The sequence below is a fragment of the Nonomuraea sp. NPDC050022 genome (assembly GCF_044460705.1).
In the GTDB taxonomy this organism is placed as follows: Bacteria; Actinomycetota; Actinomycetes; order Streptosporangiales; family Streptosporangiaceae; genus Nonomuraea.
Genome location: NZ_JBITKE010000023.1, coordinates 83,347 through 102,365 on the forward strand (window position 1 = coordinate 83,347; position 19,019 = coordinate 102,365).

Here is a 19,019-nt window from a genome sequence, read left to right on the forward strand (position 1 = left end):
GGCGGTGGCATCGCCTGCGGGTCGCAAGAGCCAGGCGAGGCTCCTCTCCGATGGTTTCCGGAGCCGCATCCGCGGCCTAGGGACCTTGGTCATGGTCTGATGGGTCCAACCTCACAGAGGGATCGCCGGCGCAGGCCGCGGTCCCTCCCCCGGCCTCGTGGGTTGACCGGCGGCAGCGGCGCCGGCCGTGCGCCGACTTGGGACTTTCGGCGTTTCCAAAGGAGGCGGGGCCGAGGGCTTTCGTCCCTACGATGGCGCAGCGGATGGCGATCTCATGGAAGGGAGGATCGGAAGGAGGGTCCATGATGCGGACCACAGTGAGGGATGTCATGACCGCCCAGGTCACCTCGGTCATGGCGGACACCTTGTTCAAGGACGTCGCCGAGGTCTTGGTGGCGAACGGCATAAGCGCCGTGCCCGTGGTGGACGGCGATGAGCAGGTCCTTGGCGTGGTGTCCGAGGGAGACCTGATGCGCAAGGAGGAGTTCCGGGAGCAGTACTGCGGCGAAAGCTACCAGCCGCCGCTGCGCGCCCGGTTGCGTCGGCGGATGACTGGTCAGGTCGAGGGTGGGAGAAGGAAGGCTGCCGGGGATACCGCGGCCGACCTGATGACCGCGCCCGCGGTGACCGTCGCCCCATCCGCCTCCACCTCAAGGGCCGCACGCATCATGGACGAGTGCGGCGTCAAGCGGCTGATCGTGGTCGATGCCGAGGGAAGGCTGCAAGGCATCGTCAGCAGACGGGACCTGCTCAGGATGTACCTGCGCGACGATGACGAGATCAGGCGCCGCGTCGTCGAGGGCATCCCCTCGCATGCCCGGTGGAACGACCGCGACGGGATCATCGTGGAGGTCCACAACGGCATCGTCACGCTGTCCGGCCACACGGGCAAGCGCAGCGAGGCGGCCGCCGCCGTCCGCACGGCCGAAGGGTTGGACGGGATCGTCGACGTGCGAAGAGCTCTCACCTGGCAGGAAGACGACGTCCTGGAACTGCCTGTCATCTGGGATCGTTCGTGAACCTCTCGTCCGAGACAGCGGCCGGGACCAGCTCGAAGCCGGTGATGATCTCTGGACGGATGCGGATTACCTGATCCATCTCACCGGCCACCCAGGGGTGAAAGATGTCCTTGTAGCGGGCCGCCTCCGCGGGATCCTTCACCAGCCGAGCGACGCCCGTGACGACGACGCTCCAGCCCAGGTGCTCCTCGACGTCCAGATGGTCCGCCTCGAACGCCACCACGGCCTCCGAGGCGGATCGCCTGGCAAACGCCCTCAGGTCATCCGGTCCGATCAGGCGATGCGGTATCGGGTCGCGGACAGGGCCGGTCGTCCCCATCTGGGCTCAGAAGCGAAGTCGTCCTTCGTGATGCGTGCACCACGGCGACCGGGCATGGCGCCTGATGCAGTACGGCCTGGCTCACGGAGCCGAGCAGCAGCCCTCTGACCTCTCCCAGGCCACGGGCGCCCACCACCAGCAGGCGCGCCTTCCGCGCCGCCTCCAACAGCGCGGGGCGCGCGGGCTCGTCGACGAATTCGACATCGGCCTGGAGCTCGGGATACCTGCGCTGCCAGGAGATGAGCTCATGCCAGGCGAGCCCCTGGGCTTCGATGCGGGGTTCCCCCATGCCCGCTTCCCTGCCCCGCTCGCGGTAGGCGATCAGTGTCTTGAGCGGCGCCGCCAGCCGGTGCGCTTCCATGGCGGCGAAGCCCAGGGCGGCCACGGACGGCGGTGAGCCGTCGAAGCCGACCAGTACCTCGCGTTCGTCCGGGACCTCGCGCATGACGATCACCGGGCAGGAAGCGTACGCTGCGACGTGGGCGCTCACCGAGCCCGCGACCAGTCCTGCGAGTGCTCCGTAGCCGCGGGTGCCCACCATGATCAGCTCCGCGTCCCTAGACAGAGCGGTCAAGATCACGCCCGGCAGGCCCCTGTCGGTGAGCGTGTTGAGCGGCACCTTTGGATAGTGGCGCCCGACCCATGCGGCGGCGTCCTTGAGCAGCCGCTGTGCCGGGCGGCGTTCCAGCTCGAGCGGCACCAGCTCGCCCGGCCATTCGTGGTAGGGCCACTCCCACGCGCGGCACACTGTCAGCGGCACCTTCCTGGCGGCCGCCTCCGCCGCGCCCCACCGCAGGGCCTCCTGCGCCGACGGCGAGTTCTCGTAGCCGACTACCACACCCAGCTGATTCCTCATGATTGCCTCCGCTCGGACGCTGTCCTCTCACCATCGTCCGAGCATGCGGTGCCGCTTAGAGTCGTCCCTCTCGACTTCCCCGGGACTTTCGTCCCTGATATGACCGAAGGCCGCGGGGTTGGGGACGGGGAGCCGGGACTCTACTCGCCAGTATTAGCGCTAAGCGTCTAACCAGCAGGCCAGCGCATCGACAGGTGGTCGTGAGTACGGATCATTGATCTCGATTCGGGAGTACGGGCTCACCCGCGCCGGACCGGTCCGGCCGGTCGAGCTTCGTCGGCAACGTGATCGCGCTGCTGATCGTCATCGCCGTCCTCGTCGTCGCCGCGCCGTTCGTGCTGGAGATCATCGCCCACGTCGGCTTCTGAGACTTCTAGGGATTGTGTTCGCCCCGCCGTCGCCGCGGGGTGGCTGCGGGCGACCTGCCAGGCCATGCTGCCCCGCATCGACCTGCCGGAGCTGCCTGGACCGGGTTCCTGGACGCCCAAGGTCGCGCCCGCCGGGGACCTCGTGCGCTCAGGGGGTAGCGCGGCGGCGGAAACGGTGAGGAAACACGCCGCTGTGTTGCATGTCCGCATGACTCGATACCGATCATCGTCATCGCCGCCGGCATGGTCCAGGCGAAGGATGCTTGGCCTGCTGGGGGCACTTCCGTTAGGAAGCGTGGGCGGCCCATCCGGCTTTGGCGTCTTCCATCCGATTCCCCTGGGCCAGAGCGGGACAGGCGGTCCCGCCGTCGCCGCCAGAATCCAGGACATCATCCGCAGGCCTGAGTTCCAGGGCTCTCGCTGGGGCATGAGGTTCTGTTCGCTGCATTCGGGTGAAGACCTCTATGCGATGAACACAGACCAGTTGTTCATCGCGGGGTCCTCGTTCAAAATCTTCCCCGCCGGCACCGCCTTCTCGACACTGGGCGACGGATACCGTTTCCGTACCCGGCTGCATCGCACGGGCCCGATCGTGCGGGGCGTCCTGAAGGGCGATCTGGTCCTGGTGGCGGGCGGGGACCTGCTGCTGGGCGGCCGCGTCCAGCGCGGCGGCAGGCTTTCCCTGCCGGATCCCGACCACACCTACAACGCGAAGCGGCTCGCCGGCGACCCGCTGGGCACTCTCCGGGACCTCGCTCGCCAGGTGAGAGCCCAGGGGATCCGCCGCGTCGAAGGCGGCGTCCTGGTCGACGCCTCGCTGTTCCGCCAAGGGCTGGAGGACATCTTCAGCGACGGCATGAAGGCGGCGGTGTCCCCCATGATGGTCAACGACAACGTCGTGGACGTGTCGGTACGGCCAGGGGCGCGGGTGGGCGCTCCGGGGCTCGTGCGGCTGTCTCCGGACCTCGGGTACGTACGGATCATCAACGAGGTGACCACCATCGCCGCGGGCACGGCCGACGCGCGACGGCTGACGCTCACCGGCGACGCCGCTAACCCGGACGGTACGCGTCAGGTGCGACTGGCCGGCGACGCCGTGCTCGGCGGCCAGGAGCAGTTCATCGCCTACCACGTGCCCGAGCCGACGCGTTTCGCCGAGATCGCCTTCACCCACGCACTCCAGGGCGCCGGGGTAGGCGTGGACGCCGACCGGCGGGCAGCAACGGACCGCGACCGACGGGTGGCGGACGACAAGACCCGCAGCCTCCTGGTGGAGCACGTCTCACCGCCGTTGTCGGAGGAGGTGAAGGTCATGCTCAAGGTGAGTTCGAACGTGCATACCGTCCACTTCCCCTATCTGGTCGGGGCGATCGCCGGACACGAGGCGCGCAACGCCAAGCAGCGGGGCGACGAACTCCAGAGCCGGCTCTTCCGGCAGGCCGGACTGGACCCGAACCCGCCGGGCGCCTCCGAAGTGAAATACACGCCCGACTTCTTCATCGGATTCCTCCGCCACATGGCGCGACAGCCGTACTTCCACGCCTTCCACCGGGCCATGCCCATCATGGGCAGAGACGGGACCTTGGCCGGCGTTCAGGTGGACTCGCCCGCCGCGGGGCATGTCTACGCCAAGACCGGCACAGCCGGCACGACCTCCCCCGCCACCGGCAAGCCGCTGCTCGCCAAGGCGCTGGCCGGATACATCGAGCTTCCCGACGGCTCCTGGGCGGCGTTCGCCGCGTTCATGGAGCAGGAAGCCGCCTCCGCCGATCTCCTCACGGTCGCGGGCCAGGCGCTGGGCGAGATCGCGACAGTCGTTTACAACGAGACGAGCCTTTCATGACCCACGAACCATCGACCTCGCGTACCTCCCGGCGCTCGGTACTGGGCCTGCTGAGCAGCGTTCCGGTCGCGGCCGGCCTGCTCGCGGCCGGCCGGCCCGCGCAGGCGGAGGCCTCGACCTCCCGCTCGATACCCGCGGATCTGCGGCCCGGCGGAAAGTTCGACCGTTTCGTCGCCGACCAGGCCGCCAAAGACCTGTTCTCCGGCGTCGTGCTGCTGGCCTACCGGGGCAGGCCGGTGCTGCGCCGCGCCTACGGCATGGCGAACAAGGCCGCGTCCCTTCCCAACCGGTTGGACACCCGTTTCGATCTCGCGTCGGTGACCAAGACCTTCACCGCTGTGGCGGTCGCCCAGCTCGCGCAGCAAGGAAAGATCGCTTTCCACGAGAAGATCGGCGCCTATCTCCAGGGGTTCCCGGCGGAGATCGGCCAGACCGTCACCGTCCACCAGTTGCTGACGCACACCTCCGGCATCGGCAGGCCGGCCGTCGGCACGGAACCGCCGACCAGACCGGAATGGGACACGGTCCAGAAGCTGTGGGACGGCACCGCCAAGGCCATTCGCGCGCTGCCGCCGCAGTTCACCCCCGGTACCCAGTACCGCTACAGCAACGACGGCTTCTTCCTGCTCGGCGAGATCGTGGCCACGGTGTCAGGACGGTCCTACCACGACTATGTCCGCGAGCACATCTTCACGCCGGCCGGGATGACCCGCTCCGACTTCTTCACCAAGCCCCAGGTGACGGCCGACCCGACCATCGCACGCCCCTATGCCACCCAGCGGTCCGGCCCGCGTGTCGACTTCACCACCAGCGACTTCTTCCCGTTCGTCGGCGGCCCGCATCGCGGCGCCTACTGCAGCGCCACCGACGTGCTCGGCTTCGTGCGCGCCCTGCGGAACGGGACGCTGCTCAGCCCGGCCTATGCCGAACTGTTCACCACGGCGAAGATGATCATGCCTCTGTCAGAACAGCAGGGCCTCACCCGCCAGCACCTGTTCTACGGCTACGGCTTCATCGACGCCATCGTCAACGGCCGGCACGTCGTCGGCCACTCCGGCGGCTCCGCCGGCGCCGCCAACAACCTGGACACCTTCCCAGGCCAGGACTGGGTGGCGATGATCCTCGGCAACTACGACACCCCCATAGCCCCCATCGTCGAGATGGCACGCCAGATCATCACCTGATACGCCCGGCCGAGTGCCGGCGCCATTTCCCGACATATTCGACTCTGAGGGAGTTGTTCCTTTGAATCACGCGACCGTTGTCCGCGCCATCACCGCCGCGACCGCGGCGACCCTGCTGCTGGCCGCCACCTCGCCGGCCATCGCAGGCTCAACTCGCAGCGCTGCGACAGGGGACGTTCAGCAGGCGATGGACGCCCTGGCCAAGACTCCCGGCGTGGTCGGCGCCATCGGCGGGGTGTACCTGGACGGCGAACCGGCCGGCCAGGGGTCCGCGGGCTCCCGGCTGCTCGACGGCAAGGGAGGCACGATTCCCGCGAACTCCCGGTTCCGCATCGGATCACAGTCCAAGCAGATGGTGGCCACCGTGCTGCTCCAACTGGTCGAGGAGGGCCGGCTCGGCCTGGACGACAAACTCGGCGACCTGCTGCCCGAGGTGGCCGCCGACGGGCTGGTGGAGCTGGCCGACGAGATCACCGTGCGGCAGTTGATCCAGCACACGTCCGGCATCCCCGACTGGTTCCACAAGGGCTCCTCAACGACGCCGGCGTTCGACGTCTTCGACTTCACTACCTACTACCGGCCGATCGACATGGTGAAGATGACCCGCGGGTGGCCACGCACCGGGGAACCCGGCGAGAAGTTCGCCTACTCCAACACCAACTACACCCTCATCGGCATGATCATCGAGAGGGTGAGCGGCCGCACTCTGGCGGACGAGCTCAAGCGGCGTCTGTTCCGCCCGCTGGGCATGACCCGGACCTACCAGCTCACCAAGCCTCCGCAGGGCATCAAGGGCCCGCACGGGCACGGGTACTACCCTGACGCCACCGGCAGGCTGCGCGACGTGCACCGGTTCAACGCCAGTTACGGCAACGGAGCCGGAGGTGTGGTCTCCACCACGCACGACGTCAGCGCCTTCCAGCGAGCCTTCACACAGGGCAAGCTGCTGCCGCCATCACTGCGGCAGATCCTCACCCCACCCCCTGCGGGCGGAGGCGGGCAGCAAGGATCGGGCCTGTGCGGAGGAAAAGTGAAAGGTGACATGCCCGGCGGGTCGGCACCCGGCCTGACCGCGTTGACCTTCGCCTCGGCCGACGGCCGGCGCCAGTTCGCCATATCCGTCACGGTGAGCACCGCCGACACCCGCAGCGTCATCCCCGCGATGATCAAGGCCGTCGAGGCGGTGCTCTGCCCGGTGAACTGAAGCCACGTTTCAGCAGCCCGTAGGTCACTGGGGTGTGGTGTCGGTCAGCAGGTCGAAGGCCAGACCGCTGGAGCGCCCGCCGCGGCCGGTGTCCCGCCGCACGGTGAGCCAGACGATCACCTGGCCGGTCCGGGTGCGGGTGCGGTTGTACGCGGCCGTTAGGCGGGTGCCCGTGAGAGGGGCGCGCTGCAGTTGCACGCTGCGGTTGTCGCCGGGGACGTGGACCGGGATGAACGGGATCCAGTGCTCCGGGACCAAGCTCATCACCCGGTACGCGAGCGCCGCCCGAGAGTCGTCGAGCCGGGTCGGCGGGCGCAGCCGGCGGCGGAAGGCGAGGGTCTCGGCGGCGGCCTCCGCGCCGGGGCGCGGGTCCCCGGTGGGCATGCGGACGGTCTGCTCGATGCCCCACACCATGTTGGCGTTCTCGTCCCGGGCCAGCTGGACCTCCTCCAGCGCCGGGCCGTCGGCCACCTTCGGCGTTCCCGGCGGCAGCAGGAGGCCGGGCGCGTCGCCGTGGACGTACATCGACCATTGCTGCCAGTCGTGTTCGGCGCCCGCGCCGGCGGGGGTGATCCAGCGGCGGGCGCCGAACACATCGGTCACCGCGAGCCTCTGTATCGCCGCGAACGTGCCGGTCGGCACGTCGCACGGCAGGATGTACCAGTCGTTGCTGTACCGAGCGGTAGTAGCTCCAAGCGGTCGTAACGTCACCGATTGTGTCTGCGGAGTATCTGTCGGCTGAGCAGGTCCGCCGGTACGGGGCCTTCGTGGCGGATGACCCATTACGAGCACGCGTGGGAGATCCGGGACCTGCTGGGGTTTCGCGACTTCGCCGATGCCGAGGCGCAGGTCCGACGAGGTCTCCAGCTCCCGCACGGTGGCCACCGGCGTCGCCACCCGCGCTCACCCTGCAACTGCTTGATCTTCGCGGCCTTGGCATGCAGCCCATAGGAGGCCAGCTCGGCCAGCTTCACCGTCGCCACCGCCGACAGATCCACCACCCCGGCGCCCAGCCCCAGCACGTAGGAGGTGCGATCCAGCGCGTCGCTCATCCCTGTCCCCGACGGCTTGGTCACCGGCGTGCGCGGCGGACGGTGCGCTGCTGCTGTTCGACCTGCTGATGTCGGCGAAGCTGCTGTCGGGCGCGGTCCGCAAGAGCGACAAGGAGAAGCTGAAAACCTTCCCGAAGCTGAAGACGGCGGCCGCGCGGATGGCGGCGGCCTTGGCGGTGGTGCTGCGGGAGCGCCCCCGGCGACAAGGCCGCGCCGGCGTCGATCCCGGAGATGATGGCGGCGGTGGAGCAGGTCGTCTCGCGTGGGGACCTGGCGGCCGCGGTGGAGACGGTGCGGGCGCTGGTGCCGCCGGCCGAGGACGACGGCGACGGTGAGGCGGAGTGGCTGGCCGCGCTGGTTGACCGGTACGCCACGGTGCGGCCGTTCATCGAGCTGCTGGCCGCGGTGATTCCCTTGGGAGGTACGGCGGCCGGCTCGCCGATCCTGGCGGCGCTGCGCGCACTGCCGAAGCTGATGACCGCGCGCAAGCCCGGCATCGAGCACATCAAGGGCTTCCAGGAGTTGGTGACGGGATCGTGGCGGCGGCTGGTCTTCACAGGCCGAAGCTGGAGGCGTCGCTGATCGACCGGCCCGCCTACGTGTTCTGCGTGCTGGAGGCGCTGCACGACGCGCTGCGCCGACGGGATGTGTACGCGGTCGGCGCGGGCAAGTGGGGCGATCTGCGGGTGCGCCTGATCGAGCCGCGGCTGTGGGCGGCCGAGCGGGACACGGTGCTGCGGGCGCTGGACCTGCCGGCCGATCCCCGCGAGCACCTGGCCGAGCTCGCCGAGCTGCTGAACGATGCCTTCCGGCAGGTCGGCGCGGGCCTGGAGGCCAACGACGCGGCTGAGATCAAGAATGGGAAGCTATCGCCGGCACGGCTGGAGGCCGCCCCGCCGCCGGAGGAGTTCGCCGCGGTGCATGACGCGTTCGCGGCGATGCTGCCCCGCATCGTCTATCTGGAGCTGCTGCTGGAGGTCAACGCCCGCACCGGGTTCCTGGACGCGATGCCGCACCTGTCCGGGTCGCAGGCCCGCCGTGAGGATCTGGACCTGTCGCTGGCGGCGCTGCTGGTCGCCCGGTCCCGCAACATCGGATTGACGCCGGTCGTCCAGCCCGGCACGGCCGCGCTGGGTGAGCACCGGCTGATCGGGGTGGAGAAGGGCTACTTCCACGGCGAGGGCATCGGCGCCGCCTCGGCGGTGCTGATGAAATCCCAGGCCGGCATCCCGATCACGGCGGACTGGGGCGGCGGGATGGTCGCCTCCACCGATGGGCTGCGGTTCGTAGTCCCGGTGCGCTCCTTGCACGCCCGCCCCTCACCCCTGTGTTTCGGGGTCGGCAAGCGGCCGCACGGGACCACGTGGCTGAACACCGTGTCGGCCAAGGTGACGGGGCTGGGCGGGCTGGTGGTGCCCGGCACGCTGCGCGATTCGCTGTACATCCTGGACGCCATCCACCGCCTGGACGCGGCCGAGCATCCCGAGGTCATCACGACCGATCAGGGTAGCTACAGCGACATCGTCTATGGCATGTTCGCCGCCTGCGGCTATCAGTTCGCGCCGCGTCACGCCGACATCACCGACACTCAGCTGTGGTGGATCGATGTGCGATGCTGCAGGGCGGCATCACCCGCGACCACAACGCCGTCAACGGCTGGGGCGCCTTCAACGCGTTGCCGCTGCGTCGGGTGTCACTGCCCGCGATCGTGCGCGAATGGGATGAAATGGTGCGGGTCGCCGGTTCGCTGGCCACCGGCCAGGTCCGTGCCTACGACTGATCAAGATGATGACCGCCGGCGGGAGGCGACCGGCCTGGGTGGCGCTTTCGCCGCCTACGGCCGCGTCTTTAAGATGTTGCACCTGCTCCAGGTGATCCACGTGGAGGCCTACCGGCGGATGCGCGCGGGCCCGACGCCGCCGCCCGCATCAACCGGCTACGCGCCCTGCTCGCCCCTCTGGCAGCCAAGCATGGCTGGGACTTGTCCCTGAAGCCGGTAGACAACGGGGAGGCTGAGGGCCAGGAGTGACACACGCTTGATCATGCTGAACGCTCTGTGCCCCTGCTGCGGTGTGTCAGCCTCTCGGACCAACGCGGACCAGCTGGCCCGCATCGGCCAACGGTTCAGCAGCAAAAGCGTAGATAGTCCTGCAGGTCGCCGAGGATGCGGGCGACGCCGTCGCGATCGCCCCGATACAGCACTTCCTTGCCGTCGCGGCGGGAGGTGGCGATGCCGCCGCGACGGAGCAGGGCGAGTTGCTGGGAGGCGGCGGACTGGCTGATGCCGGCGCGTTCGGCGACCTGGTTGACCGACAGCTCGGCGCCCTGGGCGAACAGCAGCATGATCTGCTGGCGTCCGGGGTTGGCCAAGGCCTTGAGGAAGTCCTGGGCGGCCTGCGGCAGCTGCGGCGCGCACGCGGTGCCCGCCGTGGCGGCTGGCGAGGTTGCGGCTGGTGATGTCGTGCTCTCGGCCATACGGGCTCCCTTCTGCCGCTGCACTCTACCCTCATACCAACTTATTGACATATTAGAAAATGACGGTACGTTCTGCGGCATGCCCAACGACAACGACCGCATCCTGATCGTCGGGGCCGGACAGTCCGGCCTGGCCGCCGCGCACGCCGCCCTTGAGCACGGACTACGCCCCCTGCTACTGGAAGCCTCCGGCCGGACGGCCGGGTCCTGGCCGCGCTACTACGACAGCCTCGCCCTGTTCTCGCCCGCTCGCTACAGCAGCCTGCCCGGCATGGGCTTCGACGGGGATCCCGAGCGCTACCCGCGCCGCGACGAAGTGGTCTCCTATCTGGAGCGCTATGCCGCCGCCCTGATCGAGCGCGGCGCCGAGCTGCGCACCGACGCCCGTGTGAGCACGGCCGAAGCCGGTGAGGAGGGGTTCGCCGTGCGGCTGGAGGGCGGCGAACGGCTGAGCGCCGGCATCCTGATCGCGGCCAGCGGTTCTTTCGGCCGCCCGCACCGGCCCGCCTTGCCCGGTCTGGGCACCTTCACCGGCCAGGTCTTGCATGTTGCCGACTACCGCTCTCCGGCCTCACTACCCGGTGAGCACGTCATCGTGGTCGGGGCGGGCAACTCGGCGGTCCAGGTCGCCTACGAGCTGGCCGGCCAGCGCCGGGTGACGCTCGCCAGCCGAACGCCGATCCGGTTCGTACAGCAGCGCCCGCTGGGGCGGGACCTGCATTTCTGGTTCCGCGTGACCGGGTTCGACCGGCTGCCGCTGGCCCGCGCGGAGCATCCGCCCGCCTCGCCCGTACTGGACGACGGTCGCTACCGCCAGGCGCTGCGCGAGGACCGCTATCGGCGCCGAGCGATGTTCACGCGCCTGGACGGTGATCAGGTGACCTGGCCCGACGGCGGGCGTGAACGCGTCGATGCGGTGCTGCTGGCCACCGGCTACCAGCCGGATCTACCCTATCTGGCCGGGCTGGGCGCACTGACAGCCGATGGCCGCCCACGCCAGCGCCGGGGCCTGTCCCTCACACATGGCGGCCTGGGATACCTGGGCTTGGAGTGGCAGCGCACCCCCTCCTCCAACACGCTGCGCGGTGTCGGCGCCGACGCCCGGCGCGTCGTGGCCGCTCTCGGCCGGCACCTGCGTGGCCACCGAAAGCATGTCCGCGCCTGAGCTGCCGCGCCTCCTTTGGTCGCTTGATTAGACATGTCTCTAATTTGACATGGATCTAAGTTGTCGGGCATCCTGCCGACGAGCTTACTTAGACAAACTTCGAAACAGCGCGGGTCTCCGGGCTCGCGAGAACCGATGAGGAGATGCGCCATGAGCGGATGCTGCGGGCCCACCGCCGTCGAACTGGAGCCCAGCCGTCAGGCCGCACGGCCCGATGACCTGCCCATCGCAGTCATCGGCGCGGGCCCAGTCGGGCTGGCGGCGGCAGCCCACCTGACCGAGCGGGGTCTCGACTTCGTGGTGCTGGAGGCGGGCACGCAGGCGGGCGCGTCGGTAGCCAAGTGGAGCCACGTCCGAGTGTTCAGCCCGTGGAGGTACAACATCGACTCCGCCGCCCGTCGCCTGCTGGAGGCCGATGGCTGGAGCGCACCCGACCCCGAATGGCTGCCGACAGGTGCCGAGCTGATCGATGACTACGTGGCGCCGCTGGCCAAGCTGTTCGGCGACAGGGTCCGCCTGGGCGCGCAGGTGACCGCGATCAGCAGGCTCGGCTACGACCGGGTCCGCACCACCGGCCGTGAGGCGGCGCCGTTCCTGATCCGCCTGACAGACGGAACCGAGCTGCACGCCCGCGCCGTCATCGACGCCTCCGGCACCTACGCCACCCCGAGTGTGCTGGGCGCGAGCGGCCTGCCCGCCTACGGCGAGACGGACGCGGCAGACCTGGTCGACCACGCGCTGCCCGACGTGCTCGGCGCCGACCGCGACCGGTACGCGGGCCGGCATGTCCTGGTCGTCGGCGCCGGCCACTCGGCCGCCACCACCCTGCTCGCCCTCGCCCAGCTCGACGACACTCCGATCACCTGGGCTATTCGCGCGGGCAACGCCAGCCGCACCTACGGTGGCGGCGAGGCCGACGCGTTGCCCGCCCGCGGAGCGCTCGGCACCCGTCTGCACGCCCACGTCGAAAGCGGCCGTATCCGCTTGGTGACCGGCTTCTTCACCCACGCCATCGAACGCGACGGCGAGCAGGTGCGGGTGATCAGCCGCGACCCGGCCGGCGCCGAGCAGACCATCACCGCTGAGCGCATCGTGGCTGCCACCGGCTACCGGCCCGACCACGCCATCGCCGGTGAGCTCCGTCTCGATCTGGATTCGATCCTCGGCTCCACCCGCACGCTGGCCCCGCTGATCGACCCCAACGCACATTCTTGTGGCACCGTCCCGCCGCACGGGGCGGACGAACTGGCCCACCCCGAACCCGGCTACTACGCGGTGGGGGTCAAGAGCTACGGCCGCGCCCCCACCTTCCTGCTGGCTACCGGCTACGAGCAGGCGCGCTCGGTCGTCGCAGCCCTGGCCGGCGACTGGGAGGCCGCCCGGGACGTGCAACTGGACCTGCCCGAGACCGGGGTGTGCTCCTCCAGCCTGGCCGAAGCCCAGGAGCAGCGGGTTGGCCTGGCCACCGGGATCAGCGGCGGTCTGTTGGGCACCCCACTGCCGCTGGCGACTGTCGGTGCGCCTCAGGGCGGCGGTTGCTGCGGCTGACCCGTCCCCAGCACGCGACAGCCGTACCCGTTTGACGGAGGTACGTCATGCCCGCCGCACCCCGGCAGGTGTCGGGTCTGGCCGGGGCTTTCCAGATGGCGAGGCCCGGCGACCGGCTGACCGCATACTTGCTGGAGTGTCTGGATGCCTCGTGAGCGTCACCGATGCCGATTCGGTCACCGCTGCGCCATCGAGCAACGGGCAAGGCGCCGTCGCCCGGCCCGTCCGCGTCCCTGGCGAGGGGTGGCGGCTGGTGGCGGCGCTGGCCATCCCCCAGACCACCAAGGCCAGCACCCCCGCCGCCCTGACCATGGCCCAGACCGCCGGGTACGGGTGGTGATGGCTGCCGCCACGCTCACCTGTCTGATCGCCGCCGCGTCACTGGCCGCCTCCCACCGCCTATCATTTAGCCAGATATCGAACCATCAGCCCGGACCGGAGGCTCTCGCATGACCCCCACCACCCTGCCCCTCGCCCCGAGCAAGGACGTGCAGGCCGGGCCATGCTGCGCGCCGATCGCCCGCGAGCCACTCACCGAAGACGACGCGGCCGAGCTGGCCGCGCTGCTTAAGGCCGTGGCCGATCCCGTCCGGCTGCGGCTGCTGTCGATGATCGGCTCCCATCCCGGTGGCGAGGCGTGCGTGTGCGACCTGACCGACGTCTTCGACCTGACCGCGCCCACCATCAGCCACCACCTGAAGGTGCTGCGCACCGCTGGACTGATTGGCGGCGAGCGGCGCGGCACCTGGGTCTACTACTGGATTGTCCCGGCGCAGGTGGCCCGGCTCGGTGCGCTGTTCACCCCGCTGAGCGAGCCCGCGCACGTTTGAGCCCCGGCCGACCGCCAGACATCCGTTCGGCGGCGTGACGTTCCGCGCGGCGAGGGCGGCGATGGCCTCGGCGGCCGATACCGCGGTGATGATGGCTCTGTTGGTGGAGCCTGGCAGCAGCCGGATGCTGTCACCGCCCTGGGCCGCTGCCGCTTCGGCGGGGTCGGCGATCCGCGCGGCGAGGTAGGTGACACACCGGTACATGCTCAAGGGGATCTGGCGTCCGCCCGGCTTCGCGTGCAGCTCGTGCATGACGGCGACCGGGAATTCGCCCTCGGCGGGCGGTGGGCCGGCGTCGGCGGGATCGGGAAATCCGCATACGTCCAGGTCGCCTCGATCTGAGGGCCCCGCAGCAGCCGGGCCAGATGCACAAGCTGCCTGAGCTCTTCATCGGAGGTGCGGCTCGGCTCCGGGATCACAATGCGCTGGTAGCTGTGGGCCTGAATCACCTGCAGCGCTTGGAGGATGCGGACCTGTCGGCGGACGCGCATCGCCGGCCCGGACTCCTTGGGCTGCCAGCGGGGCGCATACGCCGGACCGCCGCGCACGGCCAGCAGGACCGTGTTCTCCGGGACGAAATCCGTGAGCAGGCGCATCGCCGGCAGCACGTCGGTCGGTGTCTTGCCGGCCAGGTCATCCAGGGTCCACGTTCAGACGGAAGGTGTCGTGGTCGCCGGCGTTGACCAGGAAGTGCAGATGCAGCAGGCCGCTGGGGTCGTGGCCGGCCAGCCAGACGCCGGGGCCGTCCACGCCGCGCGAGGCGCGCACGCCGACCAGGTCCAGGGTGTGCAGCACGTCGTTGTCGGGGCCGATCAGGCGGACCTCCAGGTCAGGACGATCACCGGCCGCGCTGGCGGCGACGATGAAAGTCAATCTGCCAGGACCCGACTCGCTGGGCAGTCCAGGCGGTCCCGAGGTGTGGGTGATCGCGCCGCCGATGTCGGCGAAGGGGGCTCCGTACTGGAGGAACTCCTCCACCACCTGCTGCTCGGCCGAATCGACGGGGACCTGAAGGCTGAACGACCCGGTGATCGGGCGTAGCCGAAACGACTCCACCGCTCGCGCCACCAGGCGCATCACCAGGTAGCGCTGGTCGTTGAGCTGCCGGTAGCGCACGAAGGCGGTCAGCTCGTCGCGGTGCACGTCCGCGTCCCAGGGTTGCTCGGTCACCTGCCCTTCGCGCACCTCGAACTCGTACCGGTAGAACGGATCGACGTCGGTCAACGCCGCCGCCAGGCCCTCATACCGCTCGCTCGCGGCCGTCAGCAGGCACGGGAGCTCGGTTCAGCGGTAGGAGAGGCTGCGTGCCTGCAGCAGCTCGAACCCCTGTTGGACCATGAGCACGGCCGCGACGGTGCACCAATACAGGCCGCTGATCGAACCGGTGACGCGCACGAGCGCCATGTCCTGGTTGCGCGCCACGATGTCCTTGTCCAGCATCGCCAACGTGCCGTAGGCGTCGCCGTGGGCCAGCGCGCTGCAGCCGCTCCACACCAGCTGCGTCAGGTCGGCTCCCAGCGTGGTCTGCTCGCCCGCGCCGCGCACGATCTCGGTGTAGCTGGGCGTCGTCTTTACCGTGGCCTTGACCTGCTCCTCGGTCAGGCCCGCCGCGACGAGCAGATCGGTCAGACGCTGCAGTCGCTCCTGCTGAGTCTGCGATGCGGGTTGCTGGGTCAGGGCCCGCATGCGAAAGGAGTCCTTGGTCTCCTTGGCTTGTAACCCCAGGCGGCGGCTCACCCGAGTCAGCCGGTCCTTCGGACCCAGCAGCCAGACCGCACGGGCCGCGTTCTCGATCGCCCCGCGCAGCAGCGAGGACTGGGCGTGTGTGTGAATACGCACCTCGCGGTACTCACCATGCAGATCACCCAGCAAAGACGAGCGCAGACAACCCAGATGATCCACCGACACGGTCAACGCGTGCCAGACGGCATGGGACACCTGAAAGGGGTCGGTCTTGGCACCGTCACCGGCCAGAGAGCTCCGAGGGTCGGCCTGCCAGGCACGCGAGTCCTCACCGGTGAGCTGCTGCCACGGCTCGATGCGCTCCAGCCAGCTGATCAGCCGGCGCAGATCCCGCTGTTCGTTGGTATCCACCTCTGGGACGGTACGCAGCCCCCGGCCGTGGTGCGAGACGGTTTCCCCGGTCCTGCGGCCGATTGTCAGGCGGGCAGCAGATCGACCATCAGCTTGCCGACGCGTTCCTTGATCTGGTCCCGGATCGCCCGGACGGCCTCGATGCCCTGCCCGGCCGGGTCGTCGAGCTTCCAGTCCTCATACCGCTTGCCGGGGAAGATCGGGCAGGCGTCGCCGCAGCCCATGGTGATGACCGCGTCCGAGGCTTCGACCGCGTCGACGCTGAGGATCTTGGGCTGCTGGTCGGTGATGTCGATGCCGACTTCGCGCATGGCCTCGACCGCAACCGGGTTGATGTGATCGGCGGGCGCCGAGCCCGCCGATCGGACCTCGATGCGATCGGCGGCGAGATGGCGTAGCCAGCCGGCGGCCATCTGGGAGCGGCCGGCATTGTGGACGCAGACGAACAGGACGGTGGGGGTGTCGCTCACGGGTGGATACCTTCCTTGGGGTGGTCTGGCTTCAGGTCGCGGGGACTTCAAGGTCGTCGAGGAGGTGGCGGACGCGGCGTTCGATCTCGTCACGGATGGGCCGCACGTCCTGCACGCTTTTGCCCGCCGGGTCGTCCAGTTCCCAGTCGAGGTAGCGCTTGCCGGGGTAGACGGGGCAGGCGTCGCCACAGCCCATCGTGACGACGACGTTGGCGGCGCGGATGACCTCCTCGGTCCAGGGCTTGGGGAATTCGCGGGAGATGTCGATGTCCCGTTCGGCCATGGATGCCACTGCGGCGGGGTTGATCTCGCTGGCGAACTCCGAGCCGCCGGACCAGGCCACCGCGCGCTCGCCGGCCAGGTGCTGGAAGAAGCCCATCGCGAGCACCCTCGGTGAAGCCGGCCCGAAGTTCGTCACGCTCAGCTACATGTCGGTGGGTTCGCCGTTCGTCAACGGCACCCCACTCACCGAGATTGCGGGTGCGGGAAGACCGGCTCGGGGGTGCCCGCCCGCGGCCGGCCGAACAAGCCGTGCACCAGCAGCAGCCCGACGGCGCCGCCCATGAGCTGGGCGGCGATGAAGCCGGGCACCGAGGTGGGGGCGATGCCGGCGAAGGTGTCGGAGAAGGCCCGGCCGATCGTGACGGCGGGGTTGGCGAAGCTGGTGGAGGAGGTGAACCAGTACGCCGCTCCGATGTAGCCGGCCACCGCCGCCGGCGCGACCGCCGTACGCCCGGTTCGAGCCAGGCAGAAGATGACCAGGAGCAGCCCCGCGGTGGCGACCAGTTCGCCCAGCCACAGGTGGGCGCTGGCGCGCTCGTGGGTGGACCAGGTGATCGCGGGTTTGTCGAACATGGCGTTGGCCAGGATGGATCCGGCGATGGCGCCGAGGACCTGGACGGTGATGTAGCCGCCGAGCTCGCCCCCTGACAGGCCCGCGCCGCCCTGTCGGCCCTGCCACCAGTCGGCCAGGGAGACGACGGGGTTGAAGTGGGCGCCGGAGACGGGGCCGAGCGTGACGATGAGCACGGCCAGGCCGAAGACGGTGGCGGTGGAGTTCTCCAGCAACTGCAGGCCGACGTCATGCGGGGACAAGGTCTGGGCCATGATTCCGGAGCCCACCACCACGGTCACCAGCAGCGCGGTGCCGAGGAACTCCGCCAGCAGCCTGCGCGGCAGGGGGATCACTGGGCCACCTCCGCGGGGAGGTGGAGCAGCGCGGACAGCTGGGCCAGCCGGTCGGGCACGACGCGGTAGTACACCCACGAGGCGCGCCGCTCGGAGGTCAGCAGCCCCGCATCCTTCAACACCTTGAGGTGGTGGCTGATCGTCGGCTGGCCCACCTCGAAACTCGCGGTCAGGTCGCACACGCACGCCTCGCCACCCCCGTGGCTGGCCACGATCGAAATGATGCGCAGCCGCACCGGATCCCCGAGCGCCTTGAAGGCCCGCGCGAGAGCGGCTGCCTCCGGCTCGCCGAGGGGCTCACGCGCCATTGGTGAGCAGCACTCCAGCAGGTTCAATTCCTCCATGACCAGTCCCTATCGGTAACGATCGATATCGATGGGAACCGATATTGGCAGCTATCGATGTCCGTCCAGTGGCGGAGGGATGAACAACAAGTGGACGCGCTCGCAGCGGGGGCGCCTTCTTCCCTGATCAGATGGCCTGGCTGCGCCGTTTTATGAAGACGACATCACGCCAGACGCCGTGGTGGCGGCCGATACGCTGCTCTGTCGCTCGCCGCCGTTGCGGGTCGCGCCGAACTCTTCCGCGCCTCCGACGCCTGCCGTACCACCTCCAGCCGGTCCGACGTCCGCATCATCCATGTCCCCACGCTCTGAGCCGGAGGCGGTCGGCGGCGCAGGGCTGCCCAGACCTGCGGCACCCAAAAGGGCCATCTGTGGTGGCGGCGTTGGTCCTGGTCATCACGGGTCCTACGATCCTGTACCGGTGCAGCGAGCTCCCCTCAGCCTGGGTAGAAGGATGCCCTCGGCAAAAGGGGTTGGGGCCGAGATGAAACGTTCGATACTGGCCGGGATCGCGGCAGGCACGGTCCTGGCAGCCACCGCGGCGACCGGCATCGCAACGGCGGCCGCTGGCGCGGCTGCCAGGGGGGCCACCCTGCAGCAAGCGGCCGGGCACCCCATCGTCTGCCCGACCGCCGGGGGCATGATGGGGCCGGGCGGCTCGATGCACGGCGTGGCCGTGAGTGACGAGGCCGACTATCTGCGCCGTATGGTGGCCCACCATCAGGAGGCGGTGGCTGCCGCCCGCCAGCTTCAGCGCTCGGGCCGTGCACAGATCCGCACCCTGGGCGCCTCGATCGTCACCACGCAAAGTGCCGAGATCGCCACGATGAACACGTGGCTGGCCACCTGGTATCGCCGGCATTCGCCAGTAACCGGCTATCGGCCGATGATGCGCGATCTGTCCAAGCTGTCCGGCGATGCCCTGGATGAGAATGTTTCTCTGCGACATGATCCCGCATCACATGATGGCGGTCATGATGTCCCAGCACCTGCTCATGCACGGCGGCGTCCCGCACCCCCAGGTTGCCGCCTTTGCTGCTGAACGTCTGCCCCGTCTCCT

At 69.4% G+C, this 19,019-nt stretch carries 23 protein-coding genes; 11 read left to right on the top strand and 12 right to left on the bottom strand.

The features are described 5' to 3' along the window. Positions 1 to 302 precede the first annotated feature (302 nt). Positions 303 to 1,019 carry a CBS domain-containing protein gene (locus ACIBO2_RS56885; RefSeq protein WP_397305185.1) on the top strand — a complete coding sequence of 239 codons (717 nt, stop codon included), beginning with the start codon at positions 303 to 305 and terminating at the stop codon, positions 1,017 to 1,019. On the opposite strand, the gene ACIBO2_RS56890 is transcribed toward ACIBO2_RS56885, so the two are convergent. Together ACIBO2_RS56890 and ACIBO2_RS56895 are read right to left on the bottom strand one after the other, a co-directional pair. Next, positions 1,000 to 1,338 carry a pyridoxamine 5'-phosphate oxidase family protein gene (locus ACIBO2_RS56890; protein WP_358554416.1) on the bottom strand — a complete coding sequence of 113 codons (339 nt, stop codon included), beginning with the start codon at positions 1,336 to 1,338 and terminating at the stop codon, positions 1,000 to 1,002. The genes ACIBO2_RS56885 and ACIBO2_RS56890 overlap by 20 nt on opposite strands. Further along, entirely contained in the window at positions 1,280 to 2,194 is a 915-nt protein-coding gene (locus tag ACIBO2_RS56895) for a universal stress protein (RefSeq protein ID WP_397305186.1), read from the bottom strand. Before ACIBO2_RS56895 ends, ACIBO2_RS56890 begins: the two co-directional genes overlap by 59 nt. Before the next feature lie 627 nt (positions 2,195 to 2,821). Between ACIBO2_RS56895 and dacB the strand changes: the two genes are divergently transcribed. From dacB to ACIBO2_RS56910, 3 genes are all read left to right on the top strand, one after another. Continuing rightward, positions 2,822 to 4,405, top strand: coding sequence for a D-alanyl-D-alanine carboxypeptidase/D-alanyl-D-alanine-endopeptidase (gene dacB, locus ACIBO2_RS56900; RefSeq protein WP_397305187.1), 1,584 nt, complete (start codon positions 2,822 to 2,824; stop codon positions 4,403 to 4,405). Beyond that, the gene (locus ACIBO2_RS56905; protein ID WP_397305188.1) at positions 4,402 to 5,589 is read left to right on the top strand and encodes a serine hydrolase domain-containing protein; all 1,188 of its coding nucleotides are present in this window, start codon (positions 4,402 to 4,404) and stop codon (positions 5,587 to 5,589) included. Before dacB ends, ACIBO2_RS56905 begins: the two co-directional genes overlap by 4 nt. Before the next feature lie 61 nt (positions 5,590 to 5,650). Then, entirely contained in the window at positions 5,651 to 6,793 is a 1,143-nt protein-coding gene (locus tag ACIBO2_RS56910) for a serine hydrolase domain-containing protein (protein WP_358554426.1), read from the top strand. Between the two features lie 24 nt (positions 6,794 to 6,817). Here ACIBO2_RS56910 and ACIBO2_RS56915 read toward each other — a convergent pair whose 3' ends face one another. Then, positions 6,818 to 7,504, bottom strand: a complete 687-nt coding sequence (locus tag ACIBO2_RS56915) for a hypothetical protein (RefSeq protein ID WP_397305189.1) — start codon at positions 7,502 to 7,504, stop codon at positions 6,818 to 6,820. A gap of 71 nt (positions 7,505 to 7,575) precedes the next feature. Then, a complete protein-coding gene (locus ACIBO2_RS56920) occupies positions 7,576 to 7,845 on the bottom strand; it encodes a hypothetical protein (protein ID WP_397305190.1) in 270 nt (89 codons plus the stop codon). 243 nt (positions 7,846 to 8,088) lie between these two features. Between ACIBO2_RS56920 and ACIBO2_RS56925 the strand changes: the two genes are divergently transcribed. Next, on the top strand, positions 8,089 to 8,427 hold the full coding sequence (locus tag ACIBO2_RS56925) for a hypothetical protein (protein WP_397305191.1): 339 nt from the start codon (positions 8,089 to 8,091) through the stop codon (positions 8,425 to 8,427). Continuing rightward, positions 8,382 to 9,836: a Tn3 family transposase gene (locus ACIBO2_RS56930; RefSeq protein ID WP_397305192.1), complete on the top strand. Its 1,455-nt coding sequence runs from the start codon at positions 8,382 to 8,384 to the stop codon at positions 9,834 to 9,836. The genes ACIBO2_RS56925 and ACIBO2_RS56930 overlap by 46 nt, the downstream gene beginning before the upstream one ends. Before the next feature lie 133 nt (positions 9,837 to 9,969). On the opposite strand, the gene ACIBO2_RS56935 is transcribed toward ACIBO2_RS56930, so the two are convergent. Continuing rightward, a complete protein-coding gene (locus ACIBO2_RS56935; protein WP_358554435.1) occupies positions 9,970 to 10,320 on the bottom strand; it encodes a metalloregulator ArsR/SmtB family transcription factor in 351 nt (116 codons plus the stop codon). Between the two features lie 79 nt (positions 10,321 to 10,399). Here ACIBO2_RS56935 and ACIBO2_RS56940 point away from each other — a divergent pair, with 79 nt between their 5' ends. The 4 genes from ACIBO2_RS56940 (at position 10,400) to ACIBO2_RS56955 (ending at position 13,863) form a co-directional block, all read left to right on the top strand. After that, positions 10,400 to 11,485 carry a flavin-containing monooxygenase gene (locus ACIBO2_RS56940; RefSeq protein ID WP_397305193.1) on the top strand — a complete coding sequence of 362 codons (1,086 nt, stop codon included), beginning with the start codon at positions 10,400 to 10,402 and terminating at the stop codon, positions 11,483 to 11,485. Positions 11,486 to 11,635: 150 nt separating this feature from the next. Further along, positions 11,636 to 13,033 (top strand): FAD-dependent oxidoreductase, encoded by a 1,398-nt coding sequence (locus ACIBO2_RS56945; RefSeq protein ID WP_397305194.1) that lies wholly within the window; start codon positions 11,636 to 11,638, stop codon positions 13,031 to 13,033. Between the two features lie 151 nt (positions 13,034 to 13,184). Continuing rightward, the gene (locus ACIBO2_RS56950; protein ID WP_358554442.1) at positions 13,185 to 13,373 is read left to right on the top strand and encodes a hypothetical protein; all 189 of its coding nucleotides are present in this window, start codon (positions 13,185 to 13,187) and stop codon (positions 13,371 to 13,373) included. A 109-nt stretch (positions 13,374 to 13,482) separates the two neighbouring features. Continuing rightward, the gene (locus ACIBO2_RS56955) at positions 13,483 to 13,863 is read left to right on the top strand and encodes a metalloregulator ArsR/SmtB family transcription factor (protein ID WP_358554445.1); all 381 of its coding nucleotides are present in this window, start codon (positions 13,483 to 13,485) and stop codon (positions 13,861 to 13,863) included. Positions 13,864 to 14,069: 206 nt separating this feature from the next. Here the strand turns inward: ACIBO2_RS56955 and ACIBO2_RS56960 are convergent, their stop codons facing one another. From ACIBO2_RS56960 to ACIBO2_RS56990, 7 genes are all read right to left on the bottom strand, one after another. Next, positions 14,070 to 14,459: a hypothetical protein gene (locus ACIBO2_RS56960; RefSeq protein ID WP_397305195.1), complete on the bottom strand. Its 390-nt coding sequence runs from the start codon at positions 14,457 to 14,459 to the stop codon at positions 14,070 to 14,072. Between the two features lie 37 nt (positions 14,460 to 14,496). Further along, the gene (locus tag ACIBO2_RS56965; RefSeq protein WP_397305196.1) at positions 14,497 to 15,087 is read right to left on the bottom strand and encodes a hypothetical protein; all 591 of its coding nucleotides are present in this window, start codon (positions 15,085 to 15,087) and stop codon (positions 14,497 to 14,499) included. A 60-nt stretch (positions 15,088 to 15,147) separates the two neighbouring features. Continuing rightward, positions 15,148 to 15,957: a hypothetical protein gene (locus ACIBO2_RS56970; RefSeq protein ID WP_397305197.1), complete on the bottom strand. Its 810-nt coding sequence runs from the start codon at positions 15,955 to 15,957 to the stop codon at positions 15,148 to 15,150. A gap of 65 nt (positions 15,958 to 16,022) precedes the next feature. Beyond that, positions 16,023 to 16,427 carry an arsenate reductase ArsC gene (locus ACIBO2_RS56975; protein WP_358554454.1) on the bottom strand — a complete coding sequence of 135 codons (405 nt, stop codon included), beginning with the start codon at positions 16,425 to 16,427 and terminating at the stop codon, positions 16,023 to 16,025. A 31-nt stretch (positions 16,428 to 16,458) separates the two neighbouring features. Beyond that, positions 16,459 to 16,845, bottom strand: coding sequence for a phosphotyrosine protein phosphatase (locus ACIBO2_RS56980; RefSeq protein WP_358554457.1), 387 nt, complete (start codon positions 16,843 to 16,845; stop codon positions 16,459 to 16,461). A 47-nt stretch (positions 16,846 to 16,892) separates the two neighbouring features. Further along, entirely contained in the window at positions 16,893 to 17,615 is a 723-nt protein-coding gene (locus ACIBO2_RS56985) for an MIP/aquaporin family protein (RefSeq protein WP_358554460.1), read from the bottom strand. Beyond that, positions 17,612 to 17,959, bottom strand: coding sequence for a metalloregulator ArsR/SmtB family transcription factor (locus ACIBO2_RS56990; protein WP_358554463.1), 348 nt, complete (start codon positions 17,957 to 17,959; stop codon positions 17,612 to 17,614). Before ACIBO2_RS56990 ends, ACIBO2_RS56985 begins: the two co-directional genes overlap by 4 nt. Positions 17,960 to 18,443: 484 nt before the next feature. Between ACIBO2_RS56990 and ACIBO2_RS56995 the strand changes: the two genes are divergently transcribed. Continuing rightward, on the top strand, positions 18,444 to 19,001 hold the full coding sequence (locus tag ACIBO2_RS56995) for a DUF305 domain-containing protein (protein WP_397305198.1): 558 nt from the start codon (positions 18,444 to 18,446) through the stop codon (positions 18,999 to 19,001). The last annotated feature ends 18 nt before the right edge of the window (positions 19,002 to 19,019 follow it).

Coding starts and splice junctions, on each gene's coding strand:
- ACIBO2_RS56940 (WP_397305193.1), top strand. CDS start 10,400: ATGCCCAACGACAACGACCGCATCCTGATCGTCGGGGCCGGACAGTCC.
- ACIBO2_RS56990 (WP_358554463.1), bottom strand. CDS start 17,959: ATGGAGGAATTGAACCTGCTGGAGTGCTGCTCACCAATGGCGCGTGAG.
- ACIBO2_RS56935 (WP_358554435.1), bottom strand. CDS start 10,320: ATGGCCGAGAGCACGACATCACCAGCCGCAACCTCGCCAGCCGCCACG.
- ACIBO2_RS56890 (WP_358554416.1), bottom strand. CDS start 1,338: ATGGGGACGACCGGCCCTGTCCGCGACCCGATACCGCATCGCCTGATC.
- ACIBO2_RS56895 (WP_397305186.1), bottom strand. CDS start 2,194: ATGAGGAATCAGCTGGGTGTGGTAGTCGGCTACGAGAACTCGCCGTCG.
- ACIBO2_RS56885 (WP_397305185.1), top strand. CDS start 303: ATGATGCGGACCACAGTGAGGGATGTCATGACCGCCCAGGTCACCTCG.
- ACIBO2_RS56960 (WP_397305195.1), bottom strand. CDS start 14,459: ATGCGCCTGCTCACGGATTTCGTCCCGGAGAACACGGTCCTGCTGGCC.
- ACIBO2_RS56995 (WP_397305198.1), top strand. CDS start 18,444: ATGAAACGTTCGATACTGGCCGGGATCGCGGCAGGCACGGTCCTGGCA.
- ACIBO2_RS56920 (WP_397305190.1), bottom strand. CDS start 7,845: ATGAGCGACGCGCTGGATCGCACCTCCTACGTGCTGGGGCTGGGCGCC.
- ACIBO2_RS56955 (WP_358554445.1), top strand. CDS start 13,483: ATGACCCCCACCACCCTGCCCCTCGCCCCGAGCAAGGACGTGCAGGCC.
- dacB (WP_397305187.1), top strand. CDS start 2,822: ATGCTTGGCCTGCTGGGGGCACTTCCGTTAGGAAGCGTGGGCGGCCCA.
- ACIBO2_RS56945 (WP_397305194.1), top strand. CDS start 11,636: ATGAGCGGATGCTGCGGGCCCACCGCCGTCGAACTGGAGCCCAGCCGT.
- ACIBO2_RS56905 (WP_397305188.1), top strand. CDS start 4,402: ATGACCCACGAACCATCGACCTCGCGTACCTCCCGGCGCTCGGTACTG.